The organism is Citrobacter sp. Cc139 (assembly GCF_030334645.1).
In the GTDB taxonomy this organism is placed as follows: Bacteria; Pseudomonadota; Gammaproteobacteria; order Enterobacterales; family Enterobacteriaceae; genus Citrobacter; species Citrobacter werkmanii.
The window spans coordinates 109,073-133,005 of the sequence record NZ_JAOWDM010000081.1 but is presented as its reverse complement, the minus strand read 5'-3'; the positions used below and the strand labels follow the sequence as shown (position 1 = coordinate 133,005).

Here is a 23,933-nt window from a genome sequence, read left to right as displayed (position 1 = left end):
ATGGCTACGTAGCTCAGCTGGTTAGAGCACATCACTCATAATGATGGGGTCACAGGTTCGAATCCCGTCGTAGCCACCATCTTTTTTGCGGGAGTGGCGAAATTGGTAGACGCACCAGATTTAGGTTCTGGCGCCGCAAGGTGTGCGAGTTCAAGTCTCGCCTCCCGCACCATTCACCCGTAAGCGTTGCACGGATGGGGTATCGCCAAGCGGTAAGGCACCGGTTTTTGATACCGGCATTCCCTGGTTCGAATCCAGGTACCCCAGCCATTTTTTCTTCGATATAGCGGTTCACCGCAACGGTCATTGGGGTATCGCCAAGCGGTAAGGCACCGGTTTTTGATACCGGCATTCCCTGGTTCGAATCCAGGTACCCCAGCCATCGAAGAATAAGTAATATATGGCTACGTAGCTCAGCTGGTTAGAGCACATCACTCATAATGATGGGGTCACAGGTTCGAATCCCGTCGTAGCCACCATATTAAGGACGTATCGACTCGTTCGGTAAAGCCAAAATATTGTTGGGGTATCGCCAAGCGGTAAGGCACCGGATTCTGATTCCGGCATTCCGAGGTTCGAATCCTCGTACCCCAGCCAATTTCAAAAGTCGTCCACATTGTGGGTGCGCCCGTTGGGGTATCGCCAAGCGGTAAGGCTCTGGTTTCTGATACCAGCATTCCGAGGTTCGAATCCTCGTACCCCAGCCATATTAAAAAAGCTCGCTTCGGCGAGCTTTTTGCTTTTCTGCGTTTATCGCCTGATGGCGCTCAGCTTATCAGGCCTACGTATTTCCCCCGTAGGCCTGCCTGAATTACAATCCTAACGCATACTTCAAGGCCTGACGTTTCAGTACGCCTGCGCGCTCTGCGGCCATTAACCCGAGATTACGCATGATACGCAGCGGCTGCAGGTTGTTGCTGAATCCGGCGTAGAACAGATCCATCCCACTCTGCATAATGAAATTATCAGTCATACGACGATTCTGATAGCGCTTCAGTACCGGCTGACTGGCCCAGGATTCACCGTAGCTGCGCGCATTAGCCAGCACGTCAATCAGCGCATCCACATCACGGAACCCCAGATTAACGCCCTGCCCCGCCAGCGGATGAATGGTATGCGCGGCATCGCCCACCAACGCCAGACCTGGCTGGACATATTGTAGCGCGTGACGACGCGTAAGCGGGAATGCCCCCGCCGCCACAGGCGTAACGTTGCCGAGTCGCGACGGGAAGTGTTTGGCGATCTCCACCTGCAGTTGCGACATGCCCAAACCCTGCAGTTGGCGGATACGCGCCGGTGAGTCATACCACACCAGCGAGGCCCAGTTATCAAACAGCGGTAAAAATGCGCGCGGACCGTCAGGCGTGAATTGTTGCCAGGTGCTGTCGCCAGGTGCGTTCTCGCATTGTACGGTGATTAACATGCAGGACTGCGCGTACTGCCAGGCATGAATACCAATCCCGGCCATTTTCCGCACCTGAGAATTTGCACCGTCCGCGCCGATCACCAGCTTCGCGCTGATTTTCTCACCGCCAGCCAGTTCAAGCTCGTGACGATCATCATGCTGATGCAGAGAGATCAATGACGCCGGTACGCGCAGCGTGACTTTCGGGTGGGCTTCCAGCGCCTGCCAGAGTGCCTGTTGCAGAACCGTGTTTTCCACCATATAACCCAGCAAAGGTAACTTAAGCTCAGCGGCATCAAACATTACATGGGCATTTTCCCATTCCCACGTTTCCAGACGACGGTAAGGATGACTGCGCATACCCTGAACCGTATCCCAGACCCCCAGCCCTTTCAGCAACGACACCGAGGCGGAGCTAATGGCGGAAATTCTGACATCGGGCTGTCCATCAGCCACAAACGGCGCGGGAACGGCATGTTCAATGACCGTTACCGTAAATCCATGCTGCGCCAGTCCAAGCGCCAGCGCGCCGCCGACCATCCCCCCGCCGACAATGGCAATTTCCGTTGGTTGATTTGTCATGTGGTCAATCATCCTGTTACATGTATTGTGTAAGTTTACAGGATTTTTTACCCCTTGAGGCTGACATCCGTCATACTGGTCACAACCGCGCCAAAGCAGTACACTATGCGCCCTGCATTTCAGCCACAATTTCGCAAGAGCAAGTCGATGACCAAAAAACTCCATATTAAAACCTGGGGCTGTCAGATGAACGAATACGATTCATCGAAGATGGCCGATCTGCTGGATGCCACTCATGGGTATCAACTGACCGACGTGGCGGAAGAAGCGGATGTGCTGCTGCTGAATACCTGCTCAATCCGTGAGAAGGCTCAGGAAAAAGTTTTCCATCAGTTGGGCCGCTGGAAGCTGTTAAAAGAGAAAAATCCCAATCTCATCATCGGTGTCGGTGGCTGTGTCGCATCTCAGGAAGGCGATCATATTCGCCAGCGCGCCCACTACGTCGATATTATTTTTGGGCCGCAGACTCTGCATCGCCTGCCGGAAATGATCAACAAAGTACGTGGAAGCACTAGCCGTAGCCCGGTAGTTGATATCAGTTTCCCGGAGATCGAAAAGTTTGACCGCCTGCCGGAACCGCGTGCTGAAGGTCCAAGCGCGTTTGTGTCCATCATGGAAGGCTGTAATAAATATTGTACCTACTGCGTGGTGCCCTACACCCGCGGTGAAGAAGTCAGCCGCCCGGCGGATGACATCCTGTTCGAAATCGCTCAGCTTGCGGCGCAAGGCGTGCGTGAAGTGAACCTGCTGGGGCAAAACGTGAACGCCTGGCGCGGTGAGAACTATGATGGCACGACAGGATCTTTTGCTGACCTGCTGCGCCTGGTTGCGGCGATCGACGGCATTGACCGTATCCGCTTCACCACCAGCCATCCGATCGAATTCACCGATGATATCGTTGAAGTTTATCGCGATACGCCGGAGCTGGTGAGTTTCCTGCACCTGCCGGTACAGAGCGGTTCAGATCGCGTACTGAATCTGATGGGACGCACCCATACCGCGCTGGAATACAAAGCGATCATTCGCAAACTGCGCGCGGCGCGTCCGGACATTCAGATTAGCTCGGATTTCATCGTTGGCTTCCCTGGCGAAACCACACAGGATTTCGAGCAGACCATGAAGTTGATTGCTGACGTGAATTTTGACATGAGCTACAGCTTTATCTTCTCTGCGCGTCCTGGCACCCCGGCTGCCGATATGGTTGACGACGTACCGGAAGAAGAGAAAAAACAGCGTCTGTATATCCTGCAGGAGCGAATTAACCAGCAGGCCATGGCCTGGAGCCGCCGTATGGTCGGCACAACCCAGCGTATTCTGGTTGAAGGCACATCACGTAAGAGCATCATGGAGTTGTCAGGGCGTACCGAAAACAACCGCGTGGTGAACTTTGAAGGCACCCCGGAAATGGTCGGTAAGTTTGTGGATGTTGAAATTACCGATGTCTGGACGAACTCCCTGCGCGGTAAAGTGGTGCGCACCGAAGACGAAATGGGCCTGCGCATCGCAGAATCCCCTGAGTCGGTCATTGCGCGTACCCGCAAAGAAAACGATCTGGGCGTCGGTATTTACCAGCCTTAATCTTCTGGCCCGTCAGCTCTGACGGGCCTTGTATTTCCTCCCGCAGTCCCCATATTTATTGCAATGCTTGCGCCTTTTCCCTATGGCGTGAATAATTTCCTTAGATGCCGGTAAATGTTCAGCGTCCGGCGAGACATGCTAAAGAGGAACAGTTTGAACATAGACACTCGCGAAATCACCCTTGAACCCGCAGACAACGCCCGTCTGTTGAGCCTTTGCGGTCCATTTGATGACAACATCAAACAGCTTGAACGTCGCCTCGGCATCGAAATTAACCGTCGGGATAACCACTTTAAGCTGACCGGTCGCCCAATTTGCGTCACCGCTGCGGCTGATATTTTACGCAGCCTGTATGTCGATACCGCCCCAATGCGCGGTCAGACGCAGGACATTGAACCTGAGCAAATTCATCTGGCGATTAAAGAAGCGCGTGTGCTTGAGCAAAGCGCGGACAGCGTGCCGGAATTTGGCAAAGCGGTGAATATCAAAACCAAGCGCGGAGTGATTAAACCGCGTACGCCGAACCAGGCGCAGTACATCGCTAACATCCTCGATCACGACATCACCTTCGGCGTTGGCCCTGCGGGTACGGGTAAAACGTATCTTGCGGTTGCCGCTGCGGTCGATGCGCTTGAGCGCCAGGAGATCCGTCGAATTCTGCTGACCCGTCCGGCAGTGGAAGCCGGCGAAAAACTGGGCTTCCTGCCAGGCGATCTGAGTCAGAAGGTCGATCCCTATTTACGTCCGCTGTATGACGCGCTGTTCGAAATGCTCGGTTTTGAGAAGGTCGAAAAGCTGATCGAGCGTAACGTCATTGAAGTGGCGCCGTTGGCCTATATGCGCGGTCGTACCTTAAACGATGCGTTCATCATTCTTGATGAGAGCCAGAACACCACCATCGAACAGATGAAAATGTTCCTGACCCGTATCGGCTTTAACTCCAAAGCGGTCATCACCGGCGATATCACTCAGATTGACCTGCCGCGTAGCACTAAGTCCGGTCTGCGTCATGCCATTGAGGTGCTGGCCGAAGTCGACGAGATTAGTTTTAATTTCTTCCATAGCGAAGACGTGGTTCGCCACCCGGTAGTCGCCCGTATCGTCACGGCGTATGAAGCCTGGGAAGAAGCAGAACAGAAACGAAAAGCCGAGCTGGCAGCGGAACGCAAGCGCGAAGCTCAGGAGCAGGAGCAAAAATGAGTCAGGTTATTCTCGATTTACAACTGGCATGTGAAGACGAATCTGGTTTACCCACAGAAAGTCAGTTTCAGGGCTGGCTGGATGCGGTAATCCCGCAGTTTCAGGAAGAGTCTGAAGTGACGATTCGCCTGGTTGATGACGCGGAAAGCCACGAGCTGAACCTGACCTATCGCGGGAAAGATAAATCAACCAACGTGCTCTCTTTCCCGTTTGAAGCCCCGCCGGGCATTGAGATGCCACTGCTGGGCGATCTGATCATCTGCCGCCAGGTGGTTGAGAAAGAAGCGCAGGAGCAAGGTAAACCGCTTGAGGCCCACTGGGCGCACATGGTGGTGCACGGTAGCCTGCATTTACTCGGCTACGACCATATCGAAGATGATGAAGCGGAAGAAATGGAATCCCTTGAAACAGAGATTATGCTTGCTCTGGGCTATGAGGATCCGTACATTGCCGAGAAGGAATAAGCCGTCGGGCATCAGCCCGGGCTTCCCATGAAGCCATGCGCTGAGTTTACGCGCATTGAGCGACCTATTAACTAACATGAGAACCCATACGACGCCATGAGCGACGACAATTCACACAGTAGTGACACGTTAACCAGCAAAAAGGGATTTTTTTCCCTGTTACTGAGCCAACTTTTCCACGGTGAACCCAAAAACCGCGACGAACTGTTGGAGCTGATCCGTGATTCCGGGCAGAACGACCTTATCGATGAAGATACGCGTGATATGCTCGAAGGGGTGATGGACATTGCGGACCAGCGCGTTCGCGACATCATGATCCCCCGCTCTCAAATGATTACCCTGAAACGCAACCAGACCCTGGATGAATGCCTCGATGTCATTATCGAGTCAGCCCACTCGCGTTTCCCGGTGATCAGCGAAGACAAAGATCACATTGAAGGGATTCTGATGGCCAAAGATCTGCTGCCGTTTATGCGCAGCGATGCCGAAGCCTTCAGCATGGAGAAAGTGTTACGCCAGGCGGTTGTCGTACCGGAAAGCAAGCGTGTTGACCGCATGCTGAAAGAGTTCCGCTCCCAGCGTTATCATATGGCTATCGTCATCGACGAGTTCGGCGGTGTCTCTGGTCTGGTGACCATTGAGGACATCCTTGAACTGATCGTTGGTGAAATCGAAGATGAGTACGACGAAGAAGACGATATTGATTTCCGTCAGCTCAGTCGCCACACCTGGACCATTCGCGCGCTGGCGCCAATTGAGGACTTCAACGAAGCCTTTGGCACCCACTTTAGCGACGAAGAAGTCGATACCATTGGCGGTCTGGTTATGCAGGCCTTTGGTCATCTTCCCGCTCGTGGGGAGACTATCGACATTGATGGTTACCAGTTCAAAGTGGCAATGGCCGACAGCCGTCGTATTATTCAGGTTCATGTCAGAATTCCGGACGACTCACCCCAGCCCAAACTGGACGAATAAACCCGAAACTGGATCTAAGACTACATGGCATTTGCCTCACTAATTGAACGCCAGCGCATTCGCCTGCTGCTGGCGTTATTATTCGGTGCCTGCGGGACGCTGGCTTTCTCTCCGTATGACATCTGGCCTGCGGCGATCGTATCGCTGATGGGCCTGCAGGCTCTCACCCTCAACCGCCGTCCACTTCAGTCAGCCGCTATCGGCTACTTCTGGGGCCTGGGATTGTTTGGCTCCGGCATTAACTGGGTCTACGTCAGCATCGCGCAGTTTGGCGGTATGCCAGGTCCGGTTAACGTTTTCCTTGTGGTACTGCTTGCCGCCTACCTTTCACTCTATACCGGTCTGTTTGCTGGCGTGTTGTCACGCCTGTGGCCGAAGACAACCTGGCTACGCGTCGCCATTGCCGCGCCGGTTGTCTGGCAGATAACCGAGTTCCTGCGCGGCTGGGTCCTGACCGGCTTTCCGTGGCTGCAGTTTGGTTACAGCCAGATTGACGGCCCGTTAAAAGGGCTGGCGCCGGTGATGGGCGTTGAAGCGATTAACTTCCTGCTGATGATGGCCAGCGGCCTGCTGGCGCTGGCGCTGGTGACGCGCAACTGGAAACCGCTGATTGCTGGCGTGGTGCTTTTCGCTCTGCCTTTCCCGCTGCGCTATATCCAGTGGTATACGCTTGAGCCGGAAAAAACAACTCAGGTTTCGATGGTACAGGGTGACATTCCGCAGTCACTGAAGTGGGATGAGGGTCAACTACTTAACACGCTGAAAATTTATCTCGACGCCACCCAGCCCGAAATGGGTAAATCACAGCTGATCATCTGGCCGGAGTCCGCTATCCCGGACCTGGAAATTAACCAGCAGCGTTTTTTGAGCATGATGGATGATCTGCTGAAATCGAAAAACAGCACGTTGATTACCGGTATCGTAGACGCGCGGCTGAATAAGCAGAACCGTTACGACACCTACAACACCATCATCACGCTGGGTAAAGACAGCCCGTACAGCTACGACTCCAGTAACCGCTACAATAAAAACCATCTGGTACCGTTTGGCGAGTTTGTCCCGCTGGAATCGATCCTGCGCCCATTAGCGCCGTTCTTTGACCTGCCTATGTCGTCGTTCAGCCGCGGGCCGTATGTGCAGCCACAGTTGCATGCACACGGCTTTAAGCTGACCGCAGCAATCTGCTACGAAATCATTCTTGGCGAACAGGTTCGTGATAACTTCCGCCCGGATACGGACTATCTGCTCACCATCTCTAACGATGCGTGGTTTGGTAAGTCTATCGGCCCATGGCAGCACTTCCAGATGGCGCGTATGCGTTCCCTGGAACTGGCGCGCCCGCTGCTGCGTAGCACCAACAATGGTATTACGGCGGTGATTGGTCCACAGGGTGAGATTCAGGCGATGATCCCGCAGTTTACCCGCCAGGTTCTGACCACCAGCGTAACGCCAACCACGGGCTTAACCCCGTATGCCCGTACCGGTAACTGGCCGCTATGGCTGCTTACCGCACTGTTTGGCTTTGGCGCGCTGGTAATGAGCCTGCGCCAGCGTCGTAAATAACCTTCCTTCCCCGGGCCGGATAACGACTTTGTTTATCCGGCCGACAAACTCCCTACCTTGCCCATTCTGGCACGTCTATTGCTTTGTTATACAAGGCAAACGCAGTTTTGGCTGAATGTGCAACCTGGTCGCACCAAAGTTGATCTTTGGTAGCACCTGAAATGTGCAACAAGATATTTTTGCCCCCAAATGGTGCGGCGCACTTCGCAAAAATAAACAATAACACAGCAAATTCTTTACATTCATCCAAACTAAATGTTAACAAACATATACAAGACTGCACGTTTAAGTAGCAAACAATAACAACATCACAATGGGTATCAATGCGTCCCTGGCGCAGACGATAAAGGAGTTGGATATGCAATTACGTAAGCTCGCCACTGCCATGCTGGTCATGGGAATGTCCGCTGGTCTGGCGCACGCAGAAGATGCGGCACCAGCGGCAGGCAGCACGCTGGACAAGATCGCCAAAAATGGCGTTATCGTTGTCGGTCACCGTGAATCATCGGTACCGTTTTCTTACTACGATAATCAGCAAAAAGTGGTCGGTTATTCACAGGATTACTCCAACGCCATCGTTGAAGCCGTGAAGAAAAAACTCAACAAGCCTGACCTGCAGGTAAAACTGATCCCGATTACCTCACAGAACCGTATCCCGCTGCTGCAAAACGGTACCTTCGACTTTGAATGTGGTTCCACCACCAACAACGTCGAGCGTCAAAAACAAGCGGCATTCTCTGACACCATTTTCGTTGTCGGCACCCGTCTGCTGGCGAAAAAAGGCGGCGACGTCAAAGATTTCGCTGACCTGAAAGGCAAAGCCGTGGTCGTGACTTCGGGCACCACCTCAGAAGTGCTGCTGCACAAGCTGAACGAAGAACAAAAAATGGACATGCGCATCATCAGCGCGAAAGACCACGGTGACTCTTTCCGTACTCTGGAAAGCGGTCGCGCCGTTGCCTTTATGATGGATGACGCCCTGCTGGCTGGCGAACGCGCGAAGGCGAAAAAACCAGACAACTGGGAGATCGTCGGCAAGCCGCAGTCTCAGGAAGCCTATGGCTGCATGCTGCGCAAAGATGACCCTGAGTTCAAAAAACTGATGGACGACACGATCGCCAAGGCGCAGACCTCAGGCGAAGCGGAAAAATGGTTTGATAAGTGGTTTAAAAACCCAATTCCACCGAAGAACCTGAACATGAATTTCGAACTGTCAGATGAGATGAAAGCTCTGTTCAAAGAACCGAATGATAAAGCGCTTAACTAACTAAAATAAATGGGAGGCTTCCCCTCCCTCTCGATTGCTACTCGGCACGGACAGACTATAAGCCTGATGGTCGTTCCCCATCAGGCCTGAAAACCGCAAAACGCTGAATAACAATCTTCGAGGGTAGCGCTGCTACCCTTTTTTTTCTGGAGTAGATTTATGTCTATAGACTGGAACTGGGGCATTTTTTTACAACAAGCCCCGTTCGGCAACACCACCTATCTCGGCTGGCTCTGGAGTGGTTTCCAGGTCACGGTCGCGTTATCCATTACGGCCTGGATTATCGCTTTCCTCATCGGTTCTTTATTCGGCATTTTACGTACAGTTCCCAACCGCTTCCTTGCCGGGATCGGCACGCTGTACGTTGAGCTGTTTCGTAACGTTCCGCTCATTGTCCAATTTTTTACCTGGTATCTGGTCATTCCTGAACTGTTGCCGGAAAACATTGGTATGTGGTTCAAGTCGGAACTGGATCCCAATATTCAGTTCTTCCTTTCATCTATGCTTTGTCTGGGGCTGTTTACCGCCGCGCGCGTCTGCGAGCAGGTTCGCGCTGCTATTCAGTCTCTGCCTCGTGGACAGAAAAACGCTGCGCTGGCGATGGGGCTGACGTTGCCGCAGGCTTATCGTTATGTTCTGCTGCCAAACGCTTACCGCGTGATTGTTCCGCCAATGACCTCAGAGATGATGAACCTGGTGAAGAACTCCGCGATCGCTTCTACTATCGGCCTGGTCGATATGGCGGCGCAGGCGGGGAAACTGCTGGATTACTCCGCCCACGCCTGGGAATCGTTTACGGCCATTACTCTGGCCTACGTGCTGATTAACGCTGTCATCATGCTGGTGATGAATCTCGTCGAACGCAAGATCCGCCTGCCGGGCAATATGGGAGGCAAATAATGTACGAATTTGACTGGAGTTCTATTGTCCCTTCCCTGCCGTATCTGCTGGATGGGCTGATGATCACGCTGAAAATTACCGTCACGGCGGTCGTCATTGGTATCGTATGGGGAACTATCCTGGCCGTCATGCGTCTGTCCAGCTTCGCGCCGATTGCCTGGTTTGCGAAAGGCTACGTCAACGTATTCCGTTCCATTCCACTGGTGATGGTACTGCTGTGGTTCTACCTGATTGTGCCCGGCTTCCTGCAAAACGTATTGGGTTTGTCGCCAAAGACCGATATTCGCCTGATCTCGGCGATGGTCGCGTTTTCAATGTTTGAAGCCGCGTACTACTCAGAGATTATCCGGGCAGGGATCCAGAGTATTTCTCGCGGGCAGTCCAGCGCCGCGCTGGCGCTGGGGATGACCCACTGGCAGTCGATGAAGCTCATTATTCTGCCGCAGGCCTTCCGCGCGATGGTGCCGCTGCTGCTTACCCAGGGTATCGTACTCTTCCAGGATACCTCGCTGGTCTATGTATTAAGTCTGGCAGACTTCTTCCGTACCGCCTCCACCATTGGCGAGCGTGACGGCACGCAGGTTGAAATGATCCTGTTTGCTGGCGCCGTTTATTTTGTATTCAGTCTGAGCGCATCGTTGTTGGTCAGCTATTTGAAGAAAAGGACAGTTTAATGATTACCCTGAAAAATGTTTCTAAATGGTATGGTCACTTTCAGGTGCTGACCGACTGCTCTACGGAAGTGAAAAAAGGTGAAGTGGTCGTGGTCTGCGGTCCTTCAGGTTCCGGTAAATCCACGCTTATCAAAACCGTGAACGGTCTGGAGCCGGTGCAACAGGGCGTCATCACGGTTGATGGCACCGTGGTGAACGACAAAAAAACCGATCTGGCCAAACTGCGCTCCCGTGTGGGCATGGTGTTCCAGCACTTCGAACTGTTTCCACATCTGTCGATCATTGAAAACCTGACGCTGGCGCAGGTAAAAGTGCTTAAACGCGATAAAGCGCCTGCCCGCGCAAAAGCGCAGAAGCTGCTGGAGCGTGTCGGTCTGGCGGCCCATGCCGAAAAGTTTCCGGCTCAGCTCTCCGGGGGACAGCAACAGCGTGTCGCCATCGCCCGGGCGCTGTGCATGGATCCCATCGCTATGCTGTTTGACGAACCGACGTCGGCGCTTGATCCTGAAATGATCAACGAAGTTCTGGACGTTATGGTTGAACTGGCCAATGAAGGGATGACCATGATGGTGGTTACCCACGAAATGGGCTTTGCGCGGAAAGTAGCGAACCGGGTGATCTTCATGGATGAAGGGAAAATTGTTGAAGACTCACCGAAAGAAGAGTTCTTCGCCAATCCGAAATCGGACCGCGCCAAAGACTTCCTCGCGAAAATCCTGCACTAAACTTGCTGGCGCGCACCGCTATGTGCGCGTCACCTCACGCTTTATCTCTTCACTCCTCGAAACAGGTACAGCCCAGCGTTAACCTTGTCACAAAGTCCCACTTACAAGGAGCAACAATGGCACTTCCTATCCTGTTTGATTGCGATCCAGGTCATGACGACGCTATCGCAATTGTTCTCGCCCTCGCCTCACCTGAACTGGATGTGAAAGCAATCACCTCTTCTGCCGGCAACCAGACGCCCGACAAAACGCTGCGTAACGTATTACGCATGTTAACGTTACTCAACCGTACGGATATCCCTGTAGCCGGCGGAGCCGTAAAACCGCTGATGCGCGATCTGATTATTGCCGATAACGTCCACGGTGAGAGTGGGCTGGATGGCCCGGCATTGCCGGAACCCGCTTTCGCTCCTCTGGACTGTACCGCCGTAGAACTGATGGCGAAAACCCTGCGCGAAAGCCCGGAACCGGTCACGATTGTCTCCACCGGGCCGCAAACTAACGTGGCATTGCTTCTGAACAGCCATCCTGAGCTGCACGCCAAAATCGCCCGTATCGTGATTATGGGCGGTGCGATGGGCCTCGGGAACTGGACGCCCGCGGCGGAATTCAATATCTATGTCGATCCTGAAGCCGCTGAGATCGTATTCCAGTCGGGTATCCCAGTGGTGATGGCAGGTCTGGACGTCACGCATAAAGCGCAAATACACCGTGAAGATACCGAGCGATTCCGCGCTATCGGCAACCCTGTTTCGACGATCGTGGCTGAACTACTCGACTTTTTCTTTGAATATCATAAAGACGAAAAATGGGGATTCATCGGCGCGCCACTGCACGACCCGTGTACCATTGCCTGGCTGCTGAAACCTGAACTGTTTACTACCGTTGAGCGTTGGGTTGGCGTGGAAACGCAGGGCAAATATACCCAGGGGATGACGGTGGTGGACTACTATTTCCTGAGCGGCAATAAACCTAACGCAACCGTGATGGTGGACGTTGATCGCCAGGGGTTTGTCGATTTGCTGGCAGAACGGCTGAAGTTTTACGCCTAATACACGCCGGATGGCGCTAACGCTTATCCGGCCTACAAAATCGTGCAGTTTGTAGGCCGGAAAAGACGCTTCGCGTCGCCATCCGGCAATAAGCGATCACGGCTCAAACGGTCTACGCTGAAACTGGTCATGGCCGCATTTCGGGCACAGCGGCAGTACATCCGGGGTGTATACCGCTAAATGGAAGTGGCACTTCTCGCAGACCAGATTGCCCAGGCCAACCACCTCGCCGCTGTGATAAACCCCATGATGGCTAAGATCCTGGAACACTTCGCGCCATTCGAGCTGCGTTTTATCAGTAATATCGGCCAGTTCCTGCCAGATGCTCTCTTTGATAACCCGCATAAAGACGCTATCAGTCTCTTCATCGAGACTCTCTTCATAACTCAACGCAAACTCTTCCAGGTCGCGTCTGACGGCCCGGGTGACCTCTTCCACCTCGGTTCGCGTTAACTCCCCGGTCTGCATAACTCGCTGACGCGCCTGCTCCACCAGCGCATCAATATCGCGTTCGCCGTTACGCAGGCGTTCGCTCAGTGAAGCCACCAGTTCACGGTAATATTGAGCAACCTTGTTCATCACTTCACCTCCTGGGTCGTTAACTGTCTATAATAATAGACGTTATTTACGCTACGCTTTGCAAGACTGTCCACAGAGTGTGTAAATTCGTGCAAGAATTATCCTTGCGGGAATTCAACGCTGAATGCGCGAAAGGCTGTTTTGGCGCGGGCGTTTGGGCTATGCTATGCGGATCTGAAACACCACATCTAGAGCTACGTTTGTAGCTGTATTGAAAACAGGACCACTGGCTGCCATGCAAGAGCAATACCGCCCGGAAGAGATAGAATCCAAAGTACAGCTTCACTGGGATGAGAAGCGCACATTTGAAGTGACCGAAGACGAGAGCAAAGAGAAGTATTACTGCCTGTCTATGCTTCCCTATCCTTCTGGTCGACTACACATGGGCCACGTACGTAACTACACCATCGGTGACGTGATCGCCCGCTACCAGCGTATGCTGGGCAAAAACGTACTGCAGCCCATTGGCTGGGATGCGTTCGGTCTGCCTGCGGAAGGCGCTGCGGTTAAAAACAACACCGCTCCGGCACCGTGGACGTACGACAACATCGCCTACATGAAAAACCAGCTCAAAATGCTGGGCTTTGGTTATGACTGGAGCCGCGAGCTGGCGACCTGCACCCCGGAATACTACCGTTGGGAACAGAAGTTCTTCACCGAGCTGTATAAAAAAGGCCTGGTATATAAGAAAACCTCTGCAGTCAACTGGTGCCCGAACGATCAGACCGTTCTTGCCAACGAGCAGGTTATCGACGGCTGCTGCTGGCGTTGCGATACCAAAGTTGAGCGTAAAGAGATCCCGCAGTGGTTCATTAAAATCACCGCTTACGCTGACGAACTGCTGCGCGATCTGGATAACCTGGATCACTGGCCGGACACCGTTAAGACCATGCAGCGCAACTGGATCGGTCGTTCTGAAGGCGTGGAAATCACCTTCGACGTGAACGATTACGACAACACGCTGACCGTCTATACCACCCGCCCGGATACCTTTATGGGTGCGACCTATCTGGCCGTTGCCGCAGGTCATCCGCTGGCGCAGAAAGCCGCCGCGAACAACCCTGAACTGGCCGCCTTCATTGACGAATGCCGCAACACCAAGGTTGCTGAAGCCGAAATGGCGACCATGGAGAAGAAAGGCGTCGACACTGGCTTTAAAGCCGTTCACCCGCTGACTGGCGAAGAGATCCCGGTTTGGGCGGCAAACTTTGTCCTGATGGAATACGGCACTGGCGCAGTGATGGCCGTTCCGGGTCACGATCAGCGCGACTACGAATTTGCCACCAAATATGGCCTGACCATCAAGCCGGTCATTCTGACCGCCGAAGGCGCAGAGCCGGATCTGTCGGAACAAGCTCTGACCGAAAAAGGCGTGCTGTTTAACTCCGGTGAGTTCGATGGCCTCGACTTCGAAGCTGCCTTCAACGCCATTGCTGACAAGCTGGTCGCAAAAGGCGTGGGTGAACGTAAAGTTAACTATCGTCTGCGCGACTGGGGCGTTTCCCGTCAGCGTTACTGGGGCGCGCCGATTCCGATGGTGACGCTGGAAGACGGTACCGTGCTGCCGACACCAGAAGATCAACTGCCGGTTATTCTGCCGGAAGACGTGGTCATGGACGGCATCACCAGTCCGATCAAAGCCGATCCTGAGTGGGCGAAAACCACCATTAACGGCATGCCTGCGCTGCGTGAGACCGACACCTTCGATACCTTTATGGAGTCCTCCTGGTACTACGCGCGTTATACCTGCCCGCAGTACAACGAAGGCATGCTGGATCCAGAGGCCGCTAACTACTGGCTGCCAGTTGATATCTACATTGGCGGTATCGAACACGCCATCATGCACCTGCTCTACTTCCGCTTCTTCCATAAGCTGATGCGCGACGCGGGCATGGTGAACTCTGACGAACCGGCTAAACAACTGCTGTGTCAGGGCATGGTGCTGGCTGATGCGTTCTATTACGTCGGCGCTAACGGCGAGCGTAACTGGGTTTCTCCGGTTGATGCCATCGTTGAACGCGACGAAAAAGGTCGTATCGTGAAGGCGAAGGACGCCGAAGGTCATGAACTGGTGTATACCGGCATGAGCAAGATGTCCAAGTCCAAAAACAACGGCATCGACCCGCAGGTAATGGTTGAGCGTTACGGCGCGGACACCGTGCGTCTGTTTATGATGTTCGCCTCTCCGGCTGACATGACCCTGGAATGGCAGGAATCCGGCGTTGAAGGGGCTAACCGCTTCCTGAAACGTGTCTGGAAACTGGTTTACGAGCATACTTCTAAAGGTGATGTTGCTGCCCTGAACGTTGCTGCTCTGAGCGAAGATCAAAAAGCGCTGCGTCGCGACGTACACAAAACTATCGCTAAAGTCACCGATGATATCGGTCGTCGTCAGACCTTTAACACCGCAATTGCGGCGATTATGGAACTGATGAACAAGCTGGCGAAAGCGCCGCAGGAAGACGAGCAGGACCGCGCCCTGATGCAGGAAGCGTTGCTGGCCGTTGTGCGTATGCTTAACCCGTTCACCCCACACGTTTGCTTCACCCTGTGGCAGGCGCTGAAAGGCGAAGGCGATATCGATAACGCACCGTGGCCAGTAGCTGACGAAAGCGCTATGGTTGAAGACTCAACGCTGGTTGTCGTTCAGGTTAACGGTAAAGTACGTGGCAAAATCACCGTTCCGGTAAACGCCACTGAAGAACAGGTTCGTGAACGTGCTGGCCAGGAACACCTGGTGGCAAAATATCTTGATGGCGTTACCGTGCGTAAAGTGATTTACGTACCGGGTAAACTCCTCAATCTGGTCGTTGGCTAAGCGCGGGAGGAAGCGTGCGACTTCTGACAACATTGTTGTTATCTCTGGCGGTGCTGGTCACCGCCGGGTGTGGTTGGCATCTGCGTAGTACTACGCAGGTTCCACCCTCAATGAAAACCATGATCCTGAACTCTGGCGATCCGAATGGCCCATTAAGCCGCGCTGTGCGTAATCAGCTGCGTCTGAACGGCGTTACGCTGCTTGAAGACGGTACCATGCGCAAAGATGTGACGTCCTTACGCCTTGGCGCGGTCAGCATTTCGCAGGATACAGCGTCGGTATTCCAGAATGGTCAAACGGCTGAATACCAGATGGTGATGTCCGTAAGCGCTACCGTACTGATTCCGGGACATGATATTTACCCCATCAGCGCCAAAGTTTATCGTTCGTTCTTTGACAACCCACAGGCTGCACTGGCGAAGGATAACGAGCAGGACATGATCATCAAAGAGATGTACGACAAAGCGGCAGAACAGTTGATTCGTAAGCTGCCAAGCGTACATTTAGCCGATACTCAGTCATCCAGTGTGGATGCTGAGCCAGCAGCGACGAAACCTGCAGCACCTGCGTCATCTCCGGCGCGTGTTTCCACCACGCTGGGTAACTGATGCTCAAGCTGTACCCTGAACAACTCCGCGCACAGCTCAATGAAGGGCTGCGCGCGGCGTATTTACTACTGGGCAACGATCCCCTTTTATTGCAGGAAAGCCAGGATGCCATCCGTCTGGCTGCCGCAACGCAAGGATTCGAAGAACACCACGCTTTTACTCTGGACACCAGCACCGACTGGGGAGAAATATTTTCACTCTGCCAGGCGATGAGCCTGTTTGCCAGCCGTCAAACGCTACTCCTGCAGTTGCCTGAAAATGGCCCCAATGCCGCCATTAACGAACAACTCGCTTCGCTCATCACTCTGCTTCATGACGATCTGCTGCTGATTGTTCGCGGCAACAAACTGACTAAGGCGCAGGAAAACGGCGCATGGTATACCGGGTTGGCGAATAACGCGGTTCAGGTTAGCTGCCAGACGCCGGAACAAGCACAGCTCCCACGCTGGGTTGCCGCGAGAGCGAAACTTAACAACCTGCAACTGGATGACGCAGCCAATCAGCTATTATGCTATTGCTATGAAGGTAACCTGTTAGCACTGGCGCAAGCACTTGAGCGGTTAGCGTTGCTGTGGCCTGATGGCAAACTCACGCTGCCTCGCGTAGAGAAAGCCGTTAACGATGCCGCGCACTTTACCCCATTCCACTGGGTGGATGCGCTGCTGATGGGCAAAAGCAAGCGCGCGCTGCACATCCTGCAACAGTTACGTCTTGAGGGCAGCGAGCCGGTTATTTTACTGCGTACGATACAGCGCGAATTGCTGTTGCTGGTCAACCTGAAACGGCAGTCGGCCCATACGCCCTTACGCACGTTGTTTGATAAACATCGTGTGTGGCAAAATCGCCGTGGCATGATGGGAGACGCGCTTAACCGGCTAAATCCGGCACAGCTGCGTCAGGCCGTGACGCTGTTAACGCGTACGGAAATTACGCTTAAACAAGACTATGGTCAGTCAGTGTGGGCGGAACTTGAGGGACTTTCCCTTTTGCTCTGCCATAAATCGCTGGCCGATGTTTTTATTGATGGTTGATATGAAATCATTGCAGGCTCTGTTCGGCGGCACCTTTGATCCGGTGCATTATGGTCATCTTAAACCGGTTGAAATTCTGGCTAATCTGATTGGCCTTTCCCGGGTCATCATCATGCCCAATAACGTGCCGCCACATCGCGCGCAACCCGAAGCGTCCGGCGAACAACGTAAGCGCATGGTTGAACTGGCCATTGCTGATAAGCCGCTGTTTTCTCTGGATGAACGCGAACTCAAACGCGATACCGCCTCCTACACCGCGCAAACGCTACAAGAGTGGCGTGAAGAGCAAGGTCCGGACGTGCCGTTAGCGTTTATTATTGGTCAGGACTCGCTGCTTACCTTTCCGTCCTGGCATGACTACGACACGATTTTGGGTAACACGCATCTTATTGTGTGCCGACGCCCGGGCTACCCACTCGAGATGGCGCAGGAAAAGCACCAGCAGTGGCTGGAGGATCATCTGACCCATTCGCCGGAAGACCTGCACAACCTGCCCTGCGGGAAAATTTACCTGGCCGAAACGCCGTGGTTTAACATCTCCGCCACGCTGATCCGCGAGCGCCTGGAAAAAGGGGAGCCGTGCGACGACTTACTGCCGGGCGCTGTGCTTGACTATATCAATCAACAAGGGTTGTACCGCTAAGCGCCTTGCGTAATGCCGCCAGCAGTCGGTTATTCTCTTCCATGCTGCGAACGGCTACGCGATAATAGCGCGTATCCAGCCCCGGATAGTTAGCGCAACTGCGGATCAAAACATGTTGTTCGAGCATGGCGCGTTGCAGATCAACATCCGCCAGATCGCAGCGTAATAATCGATAATTTGCCCGGCCGGGATACACCGTCAGGCCGGACAGTTCTTGCAACTGTTGATCAAACCGCGCGCCCTCTTGCTCCAGCCATTTCCACGTCGCCTGCTGATAGGCGCTATCGCGTAAAATAATCTCGCCTGCAAGGGCAGCAAACGCATTAATTGACCACGGCATTTGTTGGCTACGCATCTGTGCAACGGCGTGCTGGTTACTGTTGACCAGATACCCCAAACGCAATCCCGGTATCGCATAGAATTTAGTCAACGAGCGCAGCACCCAAATATGTGGATTCCCGTGCAGCAGCGGGATAAATCCCGGCTCACCGGCAATAAAATCAATAAACGCTTCATCAAGGATCAGATTGATCCCAAGCCGCTCACAACGGGTGGCAATCTCACGTAGCAGGTGGTTATCTGGCAGTAAACCGGTGGGATTGTTAGGCGTACAGAGAAACAGGCAGTCCAGCTCAGAGGTTAACGCATCAAGAATCGCCTCGGTAAGCTGCCAGCCATCCTCTTCACGCAGCGCAAATTCATGAATCGCACACTCCCCCCATTGCAACGCCCGACGATATTCCGCAAATCCGGGCGTGACGATCATCGCATGACGTGGCTTAAGGCCATGCACCAGCGTAAAAATAGACTCGGTCTCGCCGTTTCCGGCCAGGATCCACGAGGCCGGGATCTGATGATGATCCGCCAGAGCCGCATGCAGTTGAGCGTAATCGACATCCGGGTAACGCTCCGCGCAGTCCAGATTGTTGATAATCGCGCGTTTTAAACTTGCCGGCATACCCAGCGGGTTAATATTCGCGCTAAAATCCAGCAATTGTTCAGGCGAGATACCCAACAATTCGGCGGCTTCTCGGGTATTACCACCATGCGCGCTCTTCAATAAAGACATCGTGCCGCTCCACGTAAAAAAGGGTATTTTAGTGAAAAAACTCTGCGCAATCAGGGCAAACATCATATTTTGTGCGAATAGCTTCACGAGGAAAACATGAGACTCTGGTTAGTACGGCATGGCGAAACCGACGCCAATGTCGCCGGATTATACAGCGGCCACGCCCCCACCTCGCTAACGGAGCGGGGGATCGCACAGGCGCAAACAGTGGGCAAGCTGTTACGCAATCTTCCTGTCGACAATGTTCTTTGCAGCGAACTCGAACGCGCCCGCCATACAACCCGGTTGATCTTAGGCGATCGCGACCTCCCTGTGCGCATTATGCCTGAACTGAATGAGATGTTTTTTGGTGACTGGGAAATGCGCCACCATCGCGATTTAGCGCGCGAAGACGCTGAAAATTACGCCTTATGGTGTAACGACTGGCAGAACGCAACGCCAACGAATGGCGAAGGCTTTCAGGCATTTTCTCAGCGGGTTGAACGCTTCATTGCCCAACTTGCCGATTATAAAGCGTGTCAAAACCTGCTGGTGGTGAGTCATCAGGGCGTGCTGAGCGTGTTGATCGCCCGCCTGCTGTCCATGCCGGCTGCGGCAATGTGGCATTTCCGCGTCGAACAAGGCTGCTGGAGCGCAATAGATTTATGTGACGATTTCGCGGTTCTGAAAGTGCTTAACAGCCGGGCCGTATGGGACGACGGGGAGTGAATGCGCGGTTTTTTCTGCCGAAGGGCCTCTCTCCCATTGACACCCCCTGACAGGCTGTTATCCTCCGCAACCTGACTTTTCCCGCCCTTCAGAGCTTTGCAGAAATTGTTTTACAAAAATGGCGATGCATTCTGTGGCGTGGGGTGGGATGATAGCGCACTTCAAAAGCGCTTTCGGAGACATTTGTCCCGATATCGCCTCTGGTTCAGGTATACTAACAGACGTTTTTAACTCTTTTCACCCAGGGGGAACACTTGCAGGGTAAAGCACTCCAGGATTTTGTAATCGACAAAATTGATGACCTGAAAGGTCAAGACATCATCGCCTTAGACGTTCAGGGTAAATCCAGTATCACTGATTGCATGATTATCTGCACCGGTACATCCAGCCGTCACGTTATGTCTATCGCAGATCACGTTGTTCAGGAGTCCCGCACTGCCGGTCTGCTGCCGCTCGGCGTGGAAGGCGAGAACGTCGCTGACTGGATCGTCGTTGACCTCGGCGATGTGATTGTCCACGTGATGCAGGAAGAAAGCCGTCGCCTGTATGAACTGGAAAAACTCTGGAGTTAATGCGTGAAGCTGCAACTTGTCGCTGTAGGTACGAAAATGCCTGACTGGGTACAAACCGGATTTACCGAATATCTGCGTCGGTTTCCGAAAGATATGCCCTTTGAGCTGATCGAAATCCCGGCAGGAAAACGCGGCAAGAACGCGGACATTAAACGCATTCTCGACAAAGAGGGTGAGCAGATGCTGGCCGCCGCAGGCAAAAACCGCATCGTCACCCTTGATATTCCGGGCAAACCCTGGGACACGCCGCAACTGGCGACCGAACTGGAGCGCTGGAAACTGGACGGTCGTGACGTCAGTCTGCTGATCGGCGGGCCGGAAGGTCTTTCTCCCGCCTGTAAAGCCGCGGCGGAACAAAGCTGGTCACTCTCTGCATTAACCCTACCTCACCCTCTTGTTCGGGTTCTGGTCGCAGAGAGTCTATACAGGGCGTGGAGCATTACCACCAACCATCCTTATCACCGTGAGTGATCATTGATTCTTGAGTAGATTAAGCAGCGGATGAAACTACAGAATTCTTTTCGCGACTATTCGGCTGAGTCCGCGCTGTTTGTGCGCCGGGCGCTGGTCGCTTTTTTGGGGATTTTGCTGCTGACCGGCGTGCTGATCGCCAACCTGTATAATCTGCAAATCGTTCGCTTTACTGATTATCAGACCCGTTCGAACGAAAACCGCATTAAACTGGTACCCATTCCTCCCAGTCGCGGCATTATTTATGACCGTAACGGAATTCCGCTTGCCCTTAACCGCACCATTTATCAGATTGAAATGATGCCGGAGAAGGTAGATAACATTCAGGATACGCTCGACGCGCTGCGCAACGTCGTAGACCTGACGGATGACGATATTGCCGCGTTTAAAAAAGAACGCGCCCGTTCACACCGCTTCACCTCTATTCCGGTAAAAACCAACCTGACGGAAGTTCAGGTCGCACGGTTTGCCGTAAATCAATATCGCTTTCCTGGCGTTGAAGTTAAAGGCTATAAACGCCGCTACTACCCTTACGGTTCCGCCCTGACCCACGTGATTGGCTACGTATCGAAGATCAACGATAAAGACGTGGACCGCCTGGACAAAGACGGCAAACTGGCTAACTACGCTGCGACGCATGATATTGGTAAGCTCGGTATTGAACGTTACTATGAAGACGTACTGCATGGGCAGACCGGCTATGAAGAAGTTGAAGTCAACAACCGCGGTCGTGTCATTCGTCAGTTGAAAGAGGTCGCGCCGCAGGCCGGGCATGATATTTACCTCACGTTGGATTTGAAGCTCCAGCAGTATATTGAAACGCTGCTGGCGGGTAGCCGCGCCGCCGTGGTGGTCACCGACCCGCGTACCGGTGGCGTTCTGGCGCTGGTCTCCATGCCAAGCTACGACCCGAACCTGTTTGTGGATGGCATCTCCAGTAAAGATTACTCCGGGTTGCTCAATGATCCGAATACCCCATTAGTTAATCGCGCCACGCAAGGCGTTTATCCTCCGGCGTCGACGGTTAAGCCTTACGTGGCGGTTTCTGCATTAAGCGCGGGCGTCATCACCCGCAATACCGGTCTGTTCGATCCGGGCTGGTGGCAGTTACCCGGCTCTGAGAAACGTTACCGCGACTGGAAAAAATGGGGTCACGGCCACCTGAACATTACCCGCTCCCTGGAAGAGTCCGCGGATACGTTTTTCTATCAAATCGCCTATGATATGGGGATAGACCGGCTTTCCGAGTGGATGAGCAAGTTTGGCTATGGCCAATATACGGGTATCGATCTTGCCGAAGAACGTTCCGGGAACATGCCAACCCGTGAATGGAAGCAAAAACGGTTTAAAAAACCATGGTACCAGGGTGATACCATTCCGGTCGGCATCGGTCAGGGTTACTGGACGGCAACCCCTATCCAGATGAGTAAAGCGCTGATGATCCTTATCAACGACGGTTTGGTAAAAGTCCCGCATCTGCTGATGAGCACGGCAGAAAATGGCAAGCAAGTGCCATGGGTTCAGCCGCACGAACCGCCCGTGGGCGATATTCATTCCGGTTACTGGGAAATCGCCAAAGACGGTATGTACGGTGTCGCTAACCGCCCTAACGGGACTGCACATAAATATTTCGCTGGCGCGCCTTACAAAATTGCGGCGAAATCCGGTACCGCACAGGTCTTTGGCCTGAAAGCGAATGAAACCTATAACGCGCATAAGATCGCCGAACGTTTACGTGACCACAAATTAATGACGGCCTTCGCACCCTATGATAAACCCCAGGTCGCTGTCGCCATGATCCTTGAAAACGGCGGCGCGGGTCCGGCTGTGGGGACGATTATGCGCCAGATCCTTGACCACATTATGTTGGGCGACAACAACACCAATCTGCCTGCGGAAAACCCAGCGGTTGCAGCAGCTGAGGACCAATAATCGTGACGGATAATCCGAACAAAAAAACATTTTGGGACAAAATCCACATCGATCCCACAATGTTGCTTATTTTGCTGGCTCTGCTGGCCTACAGCTCGCTGGTCATCTGGAGCGCCAGCGGCCAGGATATTGGCATGATGGAGCGTAAGGTCGGCCAGATCGCGATGGGTCTGGTCATCATGGTGGTGATGGCGCAAATTCCCCCCAGGGTTTATGAAGGTTGGGCGCCCTATCTCTATATCTTCTGTATCATTCTATTGGTGGCGGTTGACGCCTTCGGCGCTATTTCCAAAGGCGCTCAGCGCTGGCTGGATTTGGGTATCGTGCGCTTTCAGCCTTCTGAAATCGCCAAGATTGCCGTGCCGCTGATGGTCGCGCGCTTCATCAACCGCGACGTCTGCCCGCCATCGCTAAAAAATACCGCGATTGCGCTGGTGCTGATTTTTATGCCCACGCTGCTGGTTGCCGCTCAGCCTGACCTCGGCACCTCAATTCTGGTTGCCCTTTCTGGTCTGTTTGTCCTGTTTCTTTCCGGTTTAAGCTGGCGTTTAATCGGTGTGGCAGTAGTTTTGGTCGCCGCGTTTATTCCGATACTGTGGTTCTTCCTGATGCATGACTACCAGCGTCAGCGCGTCATGATGTTACTTGATCCAGAAACCGATCCGCTGGGCGCGGGCTATCACATTATTCAGTCTAAAATTGCTATTGGTTCCGGCGGATTACGCGGTAAAGGCTGGCTGCACGGTACGCAGTCGCAGCTTGAGTTTTTACCCGAACGCCACACTGACTTTATCTTCGCCGTCTTAGCGGAAGAGCTGGGGCTGGTGGGAATCCTGATTTTGCTGACGCTGTACATTTTGCTGATTATGCGCGGGTTGTGGATCGCTGCTCGCGCACAAACCACCTTTGGTCGCGTCATGGCGGGTGGTTTAATGTTGATATTATTCGTTTATGTCTTCGTAAATATTGGTATGGTGAGCGGTATTCTACCTGTGGTTGGGGTTCCACTCCCATTGGTCAGTTACGGAGGCTCGGCACTGATCGTGCTGATGGCCGGGTTCGGGATTGTTATGTCGATCCACACCCATAGAAAAATGTTGTCGAAAAGCGTGTAAGG

22 protein-coding genes and 7 tRNA genes are annotated in these 23,933 nt (G+C 53.4%); 26 read left to right on the top strand and 3 right to left on the bottom strand.

Annotated elements, in window-relative coordinates:
• The first annotated feature begins 2 nt into the window (after nt 1–2).
• The 7 genes from OGV69_RS12185 (at nt 3) to OGV69_RS12155 (ending at nt 707) form a co-directional block, all read left to right on the top strand.
• Nucleotides 3–79: transfer RNA gene (locus OGV69_RS12185), tRNA-Met, on the top strand.
• 8 nt (nt 80–87) lie between these two features.
• Nucleotides 88–172 (top strand) — tRNA-Leu (locus tag OGV69_RS12180).
• A 23-nt stretch (nt 173–195) separates the two neighbouring features.
• Nucleotides 196–270: transfer RNA gene (locus tag OGV69_RS12175), tRNA-Gln, on the top strand.
• Nucleotides 271–307: 37 nt separating this feature from the next.
• Nucleotides 308–382 (top strand) — tRNA-Gln (locus tag OGV69_RS12170).
• Nucleotides 383–402: 20 nt separating this feature from the next.
• Nucleotides 403–479 (top strand) — tRNA-Met (locus OGV69_RS12165).
• A gap of 43 nt (nt 480–522) precedes the next feature.
• Nucleotides 523–597 (top strand) — tRNA-Gln (locus OGV69_RS12160).
• 35 nt (nt 598–632) lie between these two features.
• A tRNA-Gln gene (locus tag OGV69_RS12155) sits at nt 633–707 on the top strand.
• 104 nt (nt 708–811) lie between these two features.
• Here the strand turns inward: OGV69_RS12155 and ubiF are convergent.
• Nucleotides 812–1,987, bottom strand: a complete 1,176-nt coding sequence (gene ubiF, locus OGV69_RS12150; RefSeq protein ID WP_069323161.1) for a 3-demethoxyubiquinol 3-hydroxylase — start codon at nt 1,985–1,987, stop codon at nt 812–814.
• Nucleotides 1,988–2,134: 147 nt separating this feature from the next.
• Between ubiF and miaB the strand changes: the two genes are divergently transcribed.
• The 10 genes from miaB to rihA all read left to right on the top strand — a co-directional run bounded on the left by miaB (nt 2,135) and on the right by rihA (nt 12,385).
• Nucleotides 2,135–3,565 (top strand): tRNA (N6-isopentenyl adenosine(37)-C2)-methylthiotransferase MiaB, encoded by a 1,431-nt coding sequence (gene miaB, locus OGV69_RS12145; RefSeq protein WP_038643077.1) that lies wholly within the window; start codon nt 2,135–2,137, stop codon nt 3,563–3,565.
• Nucleotides 3,566–3,718: 153 nt separating this feature from the next.
• A complete protein-coding gene (locus OGV69_RS12140) occupies nt 3,719–4,765 on the top strand; it encodes a PhoH family protein (RefSeq protein WP_019076268.1) in 1,047 nt (348 codons plus the stop codon).
• A complete protein-coding gene (ybeY, locus tag OGV69_RS12135) occupies nt 4,762–5,229 on the top strand; it encodes an rRNA maturation RNase YbeY (protein WP_003835559.1) in 468 nt (155 codons plus the stop codon). Before OGV69_RS12140 ends, ybeY begins: the two co-directional genes overlap by 4 nt.
• A 96-nt stretch (nt 5,230–5,325) precedes the next feature.
• Nucleotides 5,326–6,204, top strand: coding sequence for a CNNM family magnesium/cobalt transport protein CorC (gene corC / locus OGV69_RS12130; protein ID WP_038638785.1), 879 nt, complete (start codon nt 5,326–5,328; stop codon nt 6,202–6,204).
• A gap of 24 nt (nt 6,205–6,228) precedes the next feature.
• A complete protein-coding gene (gene lnt, locus OGV69_RS12125; protein WP_069323160.1) occupies nt 6,229–7,767 on the top strand; it encodes an apolipoprotein N-acyltransferase in 1,539 nt (512 codons plus the stop codon).
• A 358-nt stretch (nt 7,768–8,125) separates the two neighbouring features.
• Nucleotides 8,126–9,034, top strand: a complete 909-nt coding sequence (gene gltI / locus OGV69_RS12120; RefSeq protein ID WP_003022762.1) for a glutamate/aspartate ABC transporter substrate-binding protein GltI — start codon at nt 8,126–8,128, stop codon at nt 9,032–9,034.
• 159 nt (nt 9,035–9,193) lie between these two features.
• On the top strand, nt 9,194–9,934 hold the full coding sequence (gene gltJ, locus OGV69_RS12115) for a glutamate/aspartate ABC transporter permease GltJ (protein WP_038638776.1): 741 nt from the start codon (nt 9,194–9,196) through the stop codon (nt 9,932–9,934).
• Nucleotides 9,934–10,608, top strand: coding sequence for a glutamate/aspartate ABC transporter permease GltK (gene gltK / locus OGV69_RS12110; protein ID WP_038638772.1), 675 nt, complete (start codon nt 9,934–9,936; stop codon nt 10,606–10,608). Before gltJ ends, gltK begins: the two co-directional genes overlap by 1 nt.
• The gene (gene gltL, locus OGV69_RS12105; protein WP_000631392.1) at nt 10,608–11,333 is read left to right on the top strand and encodes a glutamate/aspartate ABC transporter ATP-binding protein GltL; all 726 of its coding nucleotides are present in this window, start codon (nt 10,608–10,610) and stop codon (nt 11,331–11,333) included. Before gltK ends, gltL begins: the two co-directional genes overlap by 1 nt.
• A gap of 116 nt (nt 11,334–11,449) precedes the next feature.
• Complete coding sequence (rihA, locus tag OGV69_RS12100; protein ID WP_038638767.1) at nt 11,450–12,385, top strand: pyrimidine-specific ribonucleoside hydrolase RihA; 936 nt, start codon at nt 11,450–11,452, stop codon at nt 12,383–12,385.
• Nucleotides 12,386–12,481: 96 nt separating this feature from the next.
• Here the strand turns inward: rihA and OGV69_RS12095 are convergent, their stop codons facing one another.
• Nucleotides 12,482–12,964 (bottom strand): zinc ribbon-containing protein, encoded by a 483-nt coding sequence (locus OGV69_RS12095; RefSeq protein WP_006685521.1) that lies wholly within the window; start codon nt 12,962–12,964, stop codon nt 12,482–12,484.
• A 235-nt stretch (nt 12,965–13,199) separates the two neighbouring features.
• On the opposite strand from OGV69_RS12095, the gene leuS reads away from it, so the two are divergent.
• From leuS to nadD, 4 genes are read left to right on the top strand one after another with little or no spacing between them, the layout of a single operon-like run.
• Nucleotides 13,200–15,782 carry a leucine--tRNA ligase gene (leuS, locus tag OGV69_RS12090; RefSeq protein ID WP_114140303.1) on the top strand — a complete coding sequence of 861 codons (2,583 nt, stop codon included), beginning with the start codon at nt 13,200–13,202 and terminating at the stop codon, nt 15,780–15,782.
• 14 nt (nt 15,783–15,796) lie between these two features.
• Nucleotides 15,797–16,390 carry an LPS assembly lipoprotein LptE gene (gene lptE / locus OGV69_RS12085; protein WP_038638758.1) on the top strand — a complete coding sequence of 198 codons (594 nt, stop codon included), beginning with the start codon at nt 15,797–15,799 and terminating at the stop codon, nt 16,388–16,390.
• Nucleotides 16,390–17,421, top strand: a complete 1,032-nt coding sequence (gene holA, locus OGV69_RS12080; RefSeq protein WP_069323158.1) for a DNA polymerase III subunit delta — start codon at nt 16,390–16,392, stop codon at nt 17,419–17,421. Before lptE ends, holA begins: the two co-directional genes overlap by 1 nt.
• A 1-nt stretch (nt 17,422) precedes the next feature.
• Entirely contained in the window at nt 17,423–18,064 is a 642-nt protein-coding gene (gene nadD, locus OGV69_RS12075) for a nicotinate-nucleotide adenylyltransferase (RefSeq protein ID WP_087857163.1), read from the top strand.
• Here nadD and cobD read toward each other — a convergent pair.
• Complete coding sequence (cobD, locus tag OGV69_RS12070; RefSeq protein WP_069323358.1) at nt 18,039–19,133, bottom strand: threonine-phosphate decarboxylase CobD; 1,095 nt, start codon at nt 19,131–19,133, stop codon at nt 18,039–18,041. The genes nadD and cobD overlap by 26 nt on opposite strands.
• A 96-nt stretch (nt 19,134–19,229) precedes the next feature.
• Between cobD and OGV69_RS12065 the strand changes: the two genes are divergently transcribed.
• The 5 genes from OGV69_RS12065 (at nt 19,230) to mrdB (ending at nt 23,931) form a co-directional block, all read left to right on the top strand.
• Nucleotides 19,230–19,841 (top strand): adenosylcobalamin/alpha-ribazole phosphatase, encoded by a 612-nt coding sequence (locus OGV69_RS12065; RefSeq protein WP_038638753.1) that lies wholly within the window; start codon nt 19,230–19,232, stop codon nt 19,839–19,841.
• Between the two features lie 254 nt (nt 19,842–20,095).
• Nucleotides 20,096–20,413 (top strand): ribosome silencing factor, encoded by a 318-nt coding sequence (rsfS, locus tag OGV69_RS12060; RefSeq protein WP_003022728.1) that lies wholly within the window; start codon nt 20,096–20,098, stop codon nt 20,411–20,413.
• A gap of 3 nt (nt 20,414–20,416) precedes the next feature.
• Nucleotides 20,417–20,884 (top strand): 23S rRNA (pseudouridine(1915)-N(3))-methyltransferase RlmH, encoded by a 468-nt coding sequence (gene rlmH / locus OGV69_RS12055; protein WP_003022725.1) that lies wholly within the window; start codon nt 20,417–20,419, stop codon nt 20,882–20,884.
• 30 nt (nt 20,885–20,914) lie between these two features.
• Complete coding sequence (gene mrdA / locus OGV69_RS12050) at nt 20,915–22,816, top strand: peptidoglycan DD-transpeptidase MrdA (RefSeq protein ID WP_006685528.1); 1,902 nt, start codon at nt 20,915–20,917, stop codon at nt 22,814–22,816.
• Nucleotides 22,817–22,818: 2 nt separating this feature from the next.
• Nucleotides 22,819–23,931, top strand: a complete 1,113-nt coding sequence (gene mrdB, locus OGV69_RS12045; protein ID WP_069323157.1) for a peptidoglycan glycosyltransferase MrdB — start codon at nt 22,819–22,821, stop codon at nt 23,929–23,931.
• The last annotated feature ends 2 nt before the right edge of the window (nt 23,932–23,933 follow it).

Coding starts and splice junctions, on each gene's coding strand:
- gltK (WP_038638772.1), top strand. CDS start 9,934: ATGTACGAATTTGACTGGAGTTCTATTGTCCCTTCCCTGCCGTATCTG.
- OGV69_RS12065 (WP_038638753.1), top strand. CDS start 19,230: ATGAGACTCTGGTTAGTACGGCATGGCGAAACCGACGCCAATGTCGCC.
- mrdA (WP_006685528.1), top strand. CDS start 20,915: ATGAAACTACAGAATTCTTTTCGCGACTATTCGGCTGAGTCCGCGCTG.
- gltJ (WP_038638776.1), top strand. CDS start 9,194: ATGTCTATAGACTGGAACTGGGGCATTTTTTTACAACAAGCCCCGTTC.
- holA (WP_069323158.1), top strand. CDS start 16,390: ATGCTCAAGCTGTACCCTGAACAACTCCGCGCACAGCTCAATGAAGGG.
- ybeY (WP_003835559.1), top strand. CDS start 4,762: ATGAGTCAGGTTATTCTCGATTTACAACTGGCATGTGAAGACGAATCT.
- miaB (WP_038643077.1), top strand. CDS start 2,135: ATGACCAAAAAACTCCATATTAAAACCTGGGGCTGTCAGATGAACGAA.
- gltI (WP_003022762.1), top strand. CDS start 8,126: ATGCAATTACGTAAGCTCGCCACTGCCATGCTGGTCATGGGAATGTCC.
- lnt (WP_069323160.1), top strand. CDS start 6,229: ATGGCATTTGCCTCACTAATTGAACGCCAGCGCATTCGCCTGCTGCTG.
- rihA (WP_038638767.1), top strand. CDS start 11,450: ATGGCACTTCCTATCCTGTTTGATTGCGATCCAGGTCATGACGACGCT.
- OGV69_RS12095 (WP_006685521.1), bottom strand. CDS start 12,964: ATGAACAAGGTTGCTCAATATTACCGTGAACTGGTGGCTTCACTGAGC.
- nadD (WP_087857163.1), top strand. CDS start 17,423: ATGAAATCATTGCAGGCTCTGTTCGGCGGCACCTTTGATCCGGTGCAT.
- cobD (WP_069323358.1), bottom strand. CDS start 19,133: ATGTCTTTATTGAAGAGCGCGCATGGTGGTAATACCCGAGAAGCCGCC.
- leuS (WP_114140303.1), top strand. CDS start 13,200: ATGCAAGAGCAATACCGCCCGGAAGAGATAGAATCCAAAGTACAGCTT.
- corC (WP_038638785.1), top strand. CDS start 5,326: ATGAGCGACGACAATTCACACAGTAGTGACACGTTAACCAGCAAAAAG.
- ubiF (WP_069323161.1), bottom strand. CDS start 1,987: ATGACAAATCAACCAACGGAAATTGCCATTGTCGGCGGGGGGATGGTC.
- gltL (WP_000631392.1), top strand. CDS start 10,608: ATGATTACCCTGAAAAATGTTTCTAAATGGTATGGTCACTTTCAGGTG.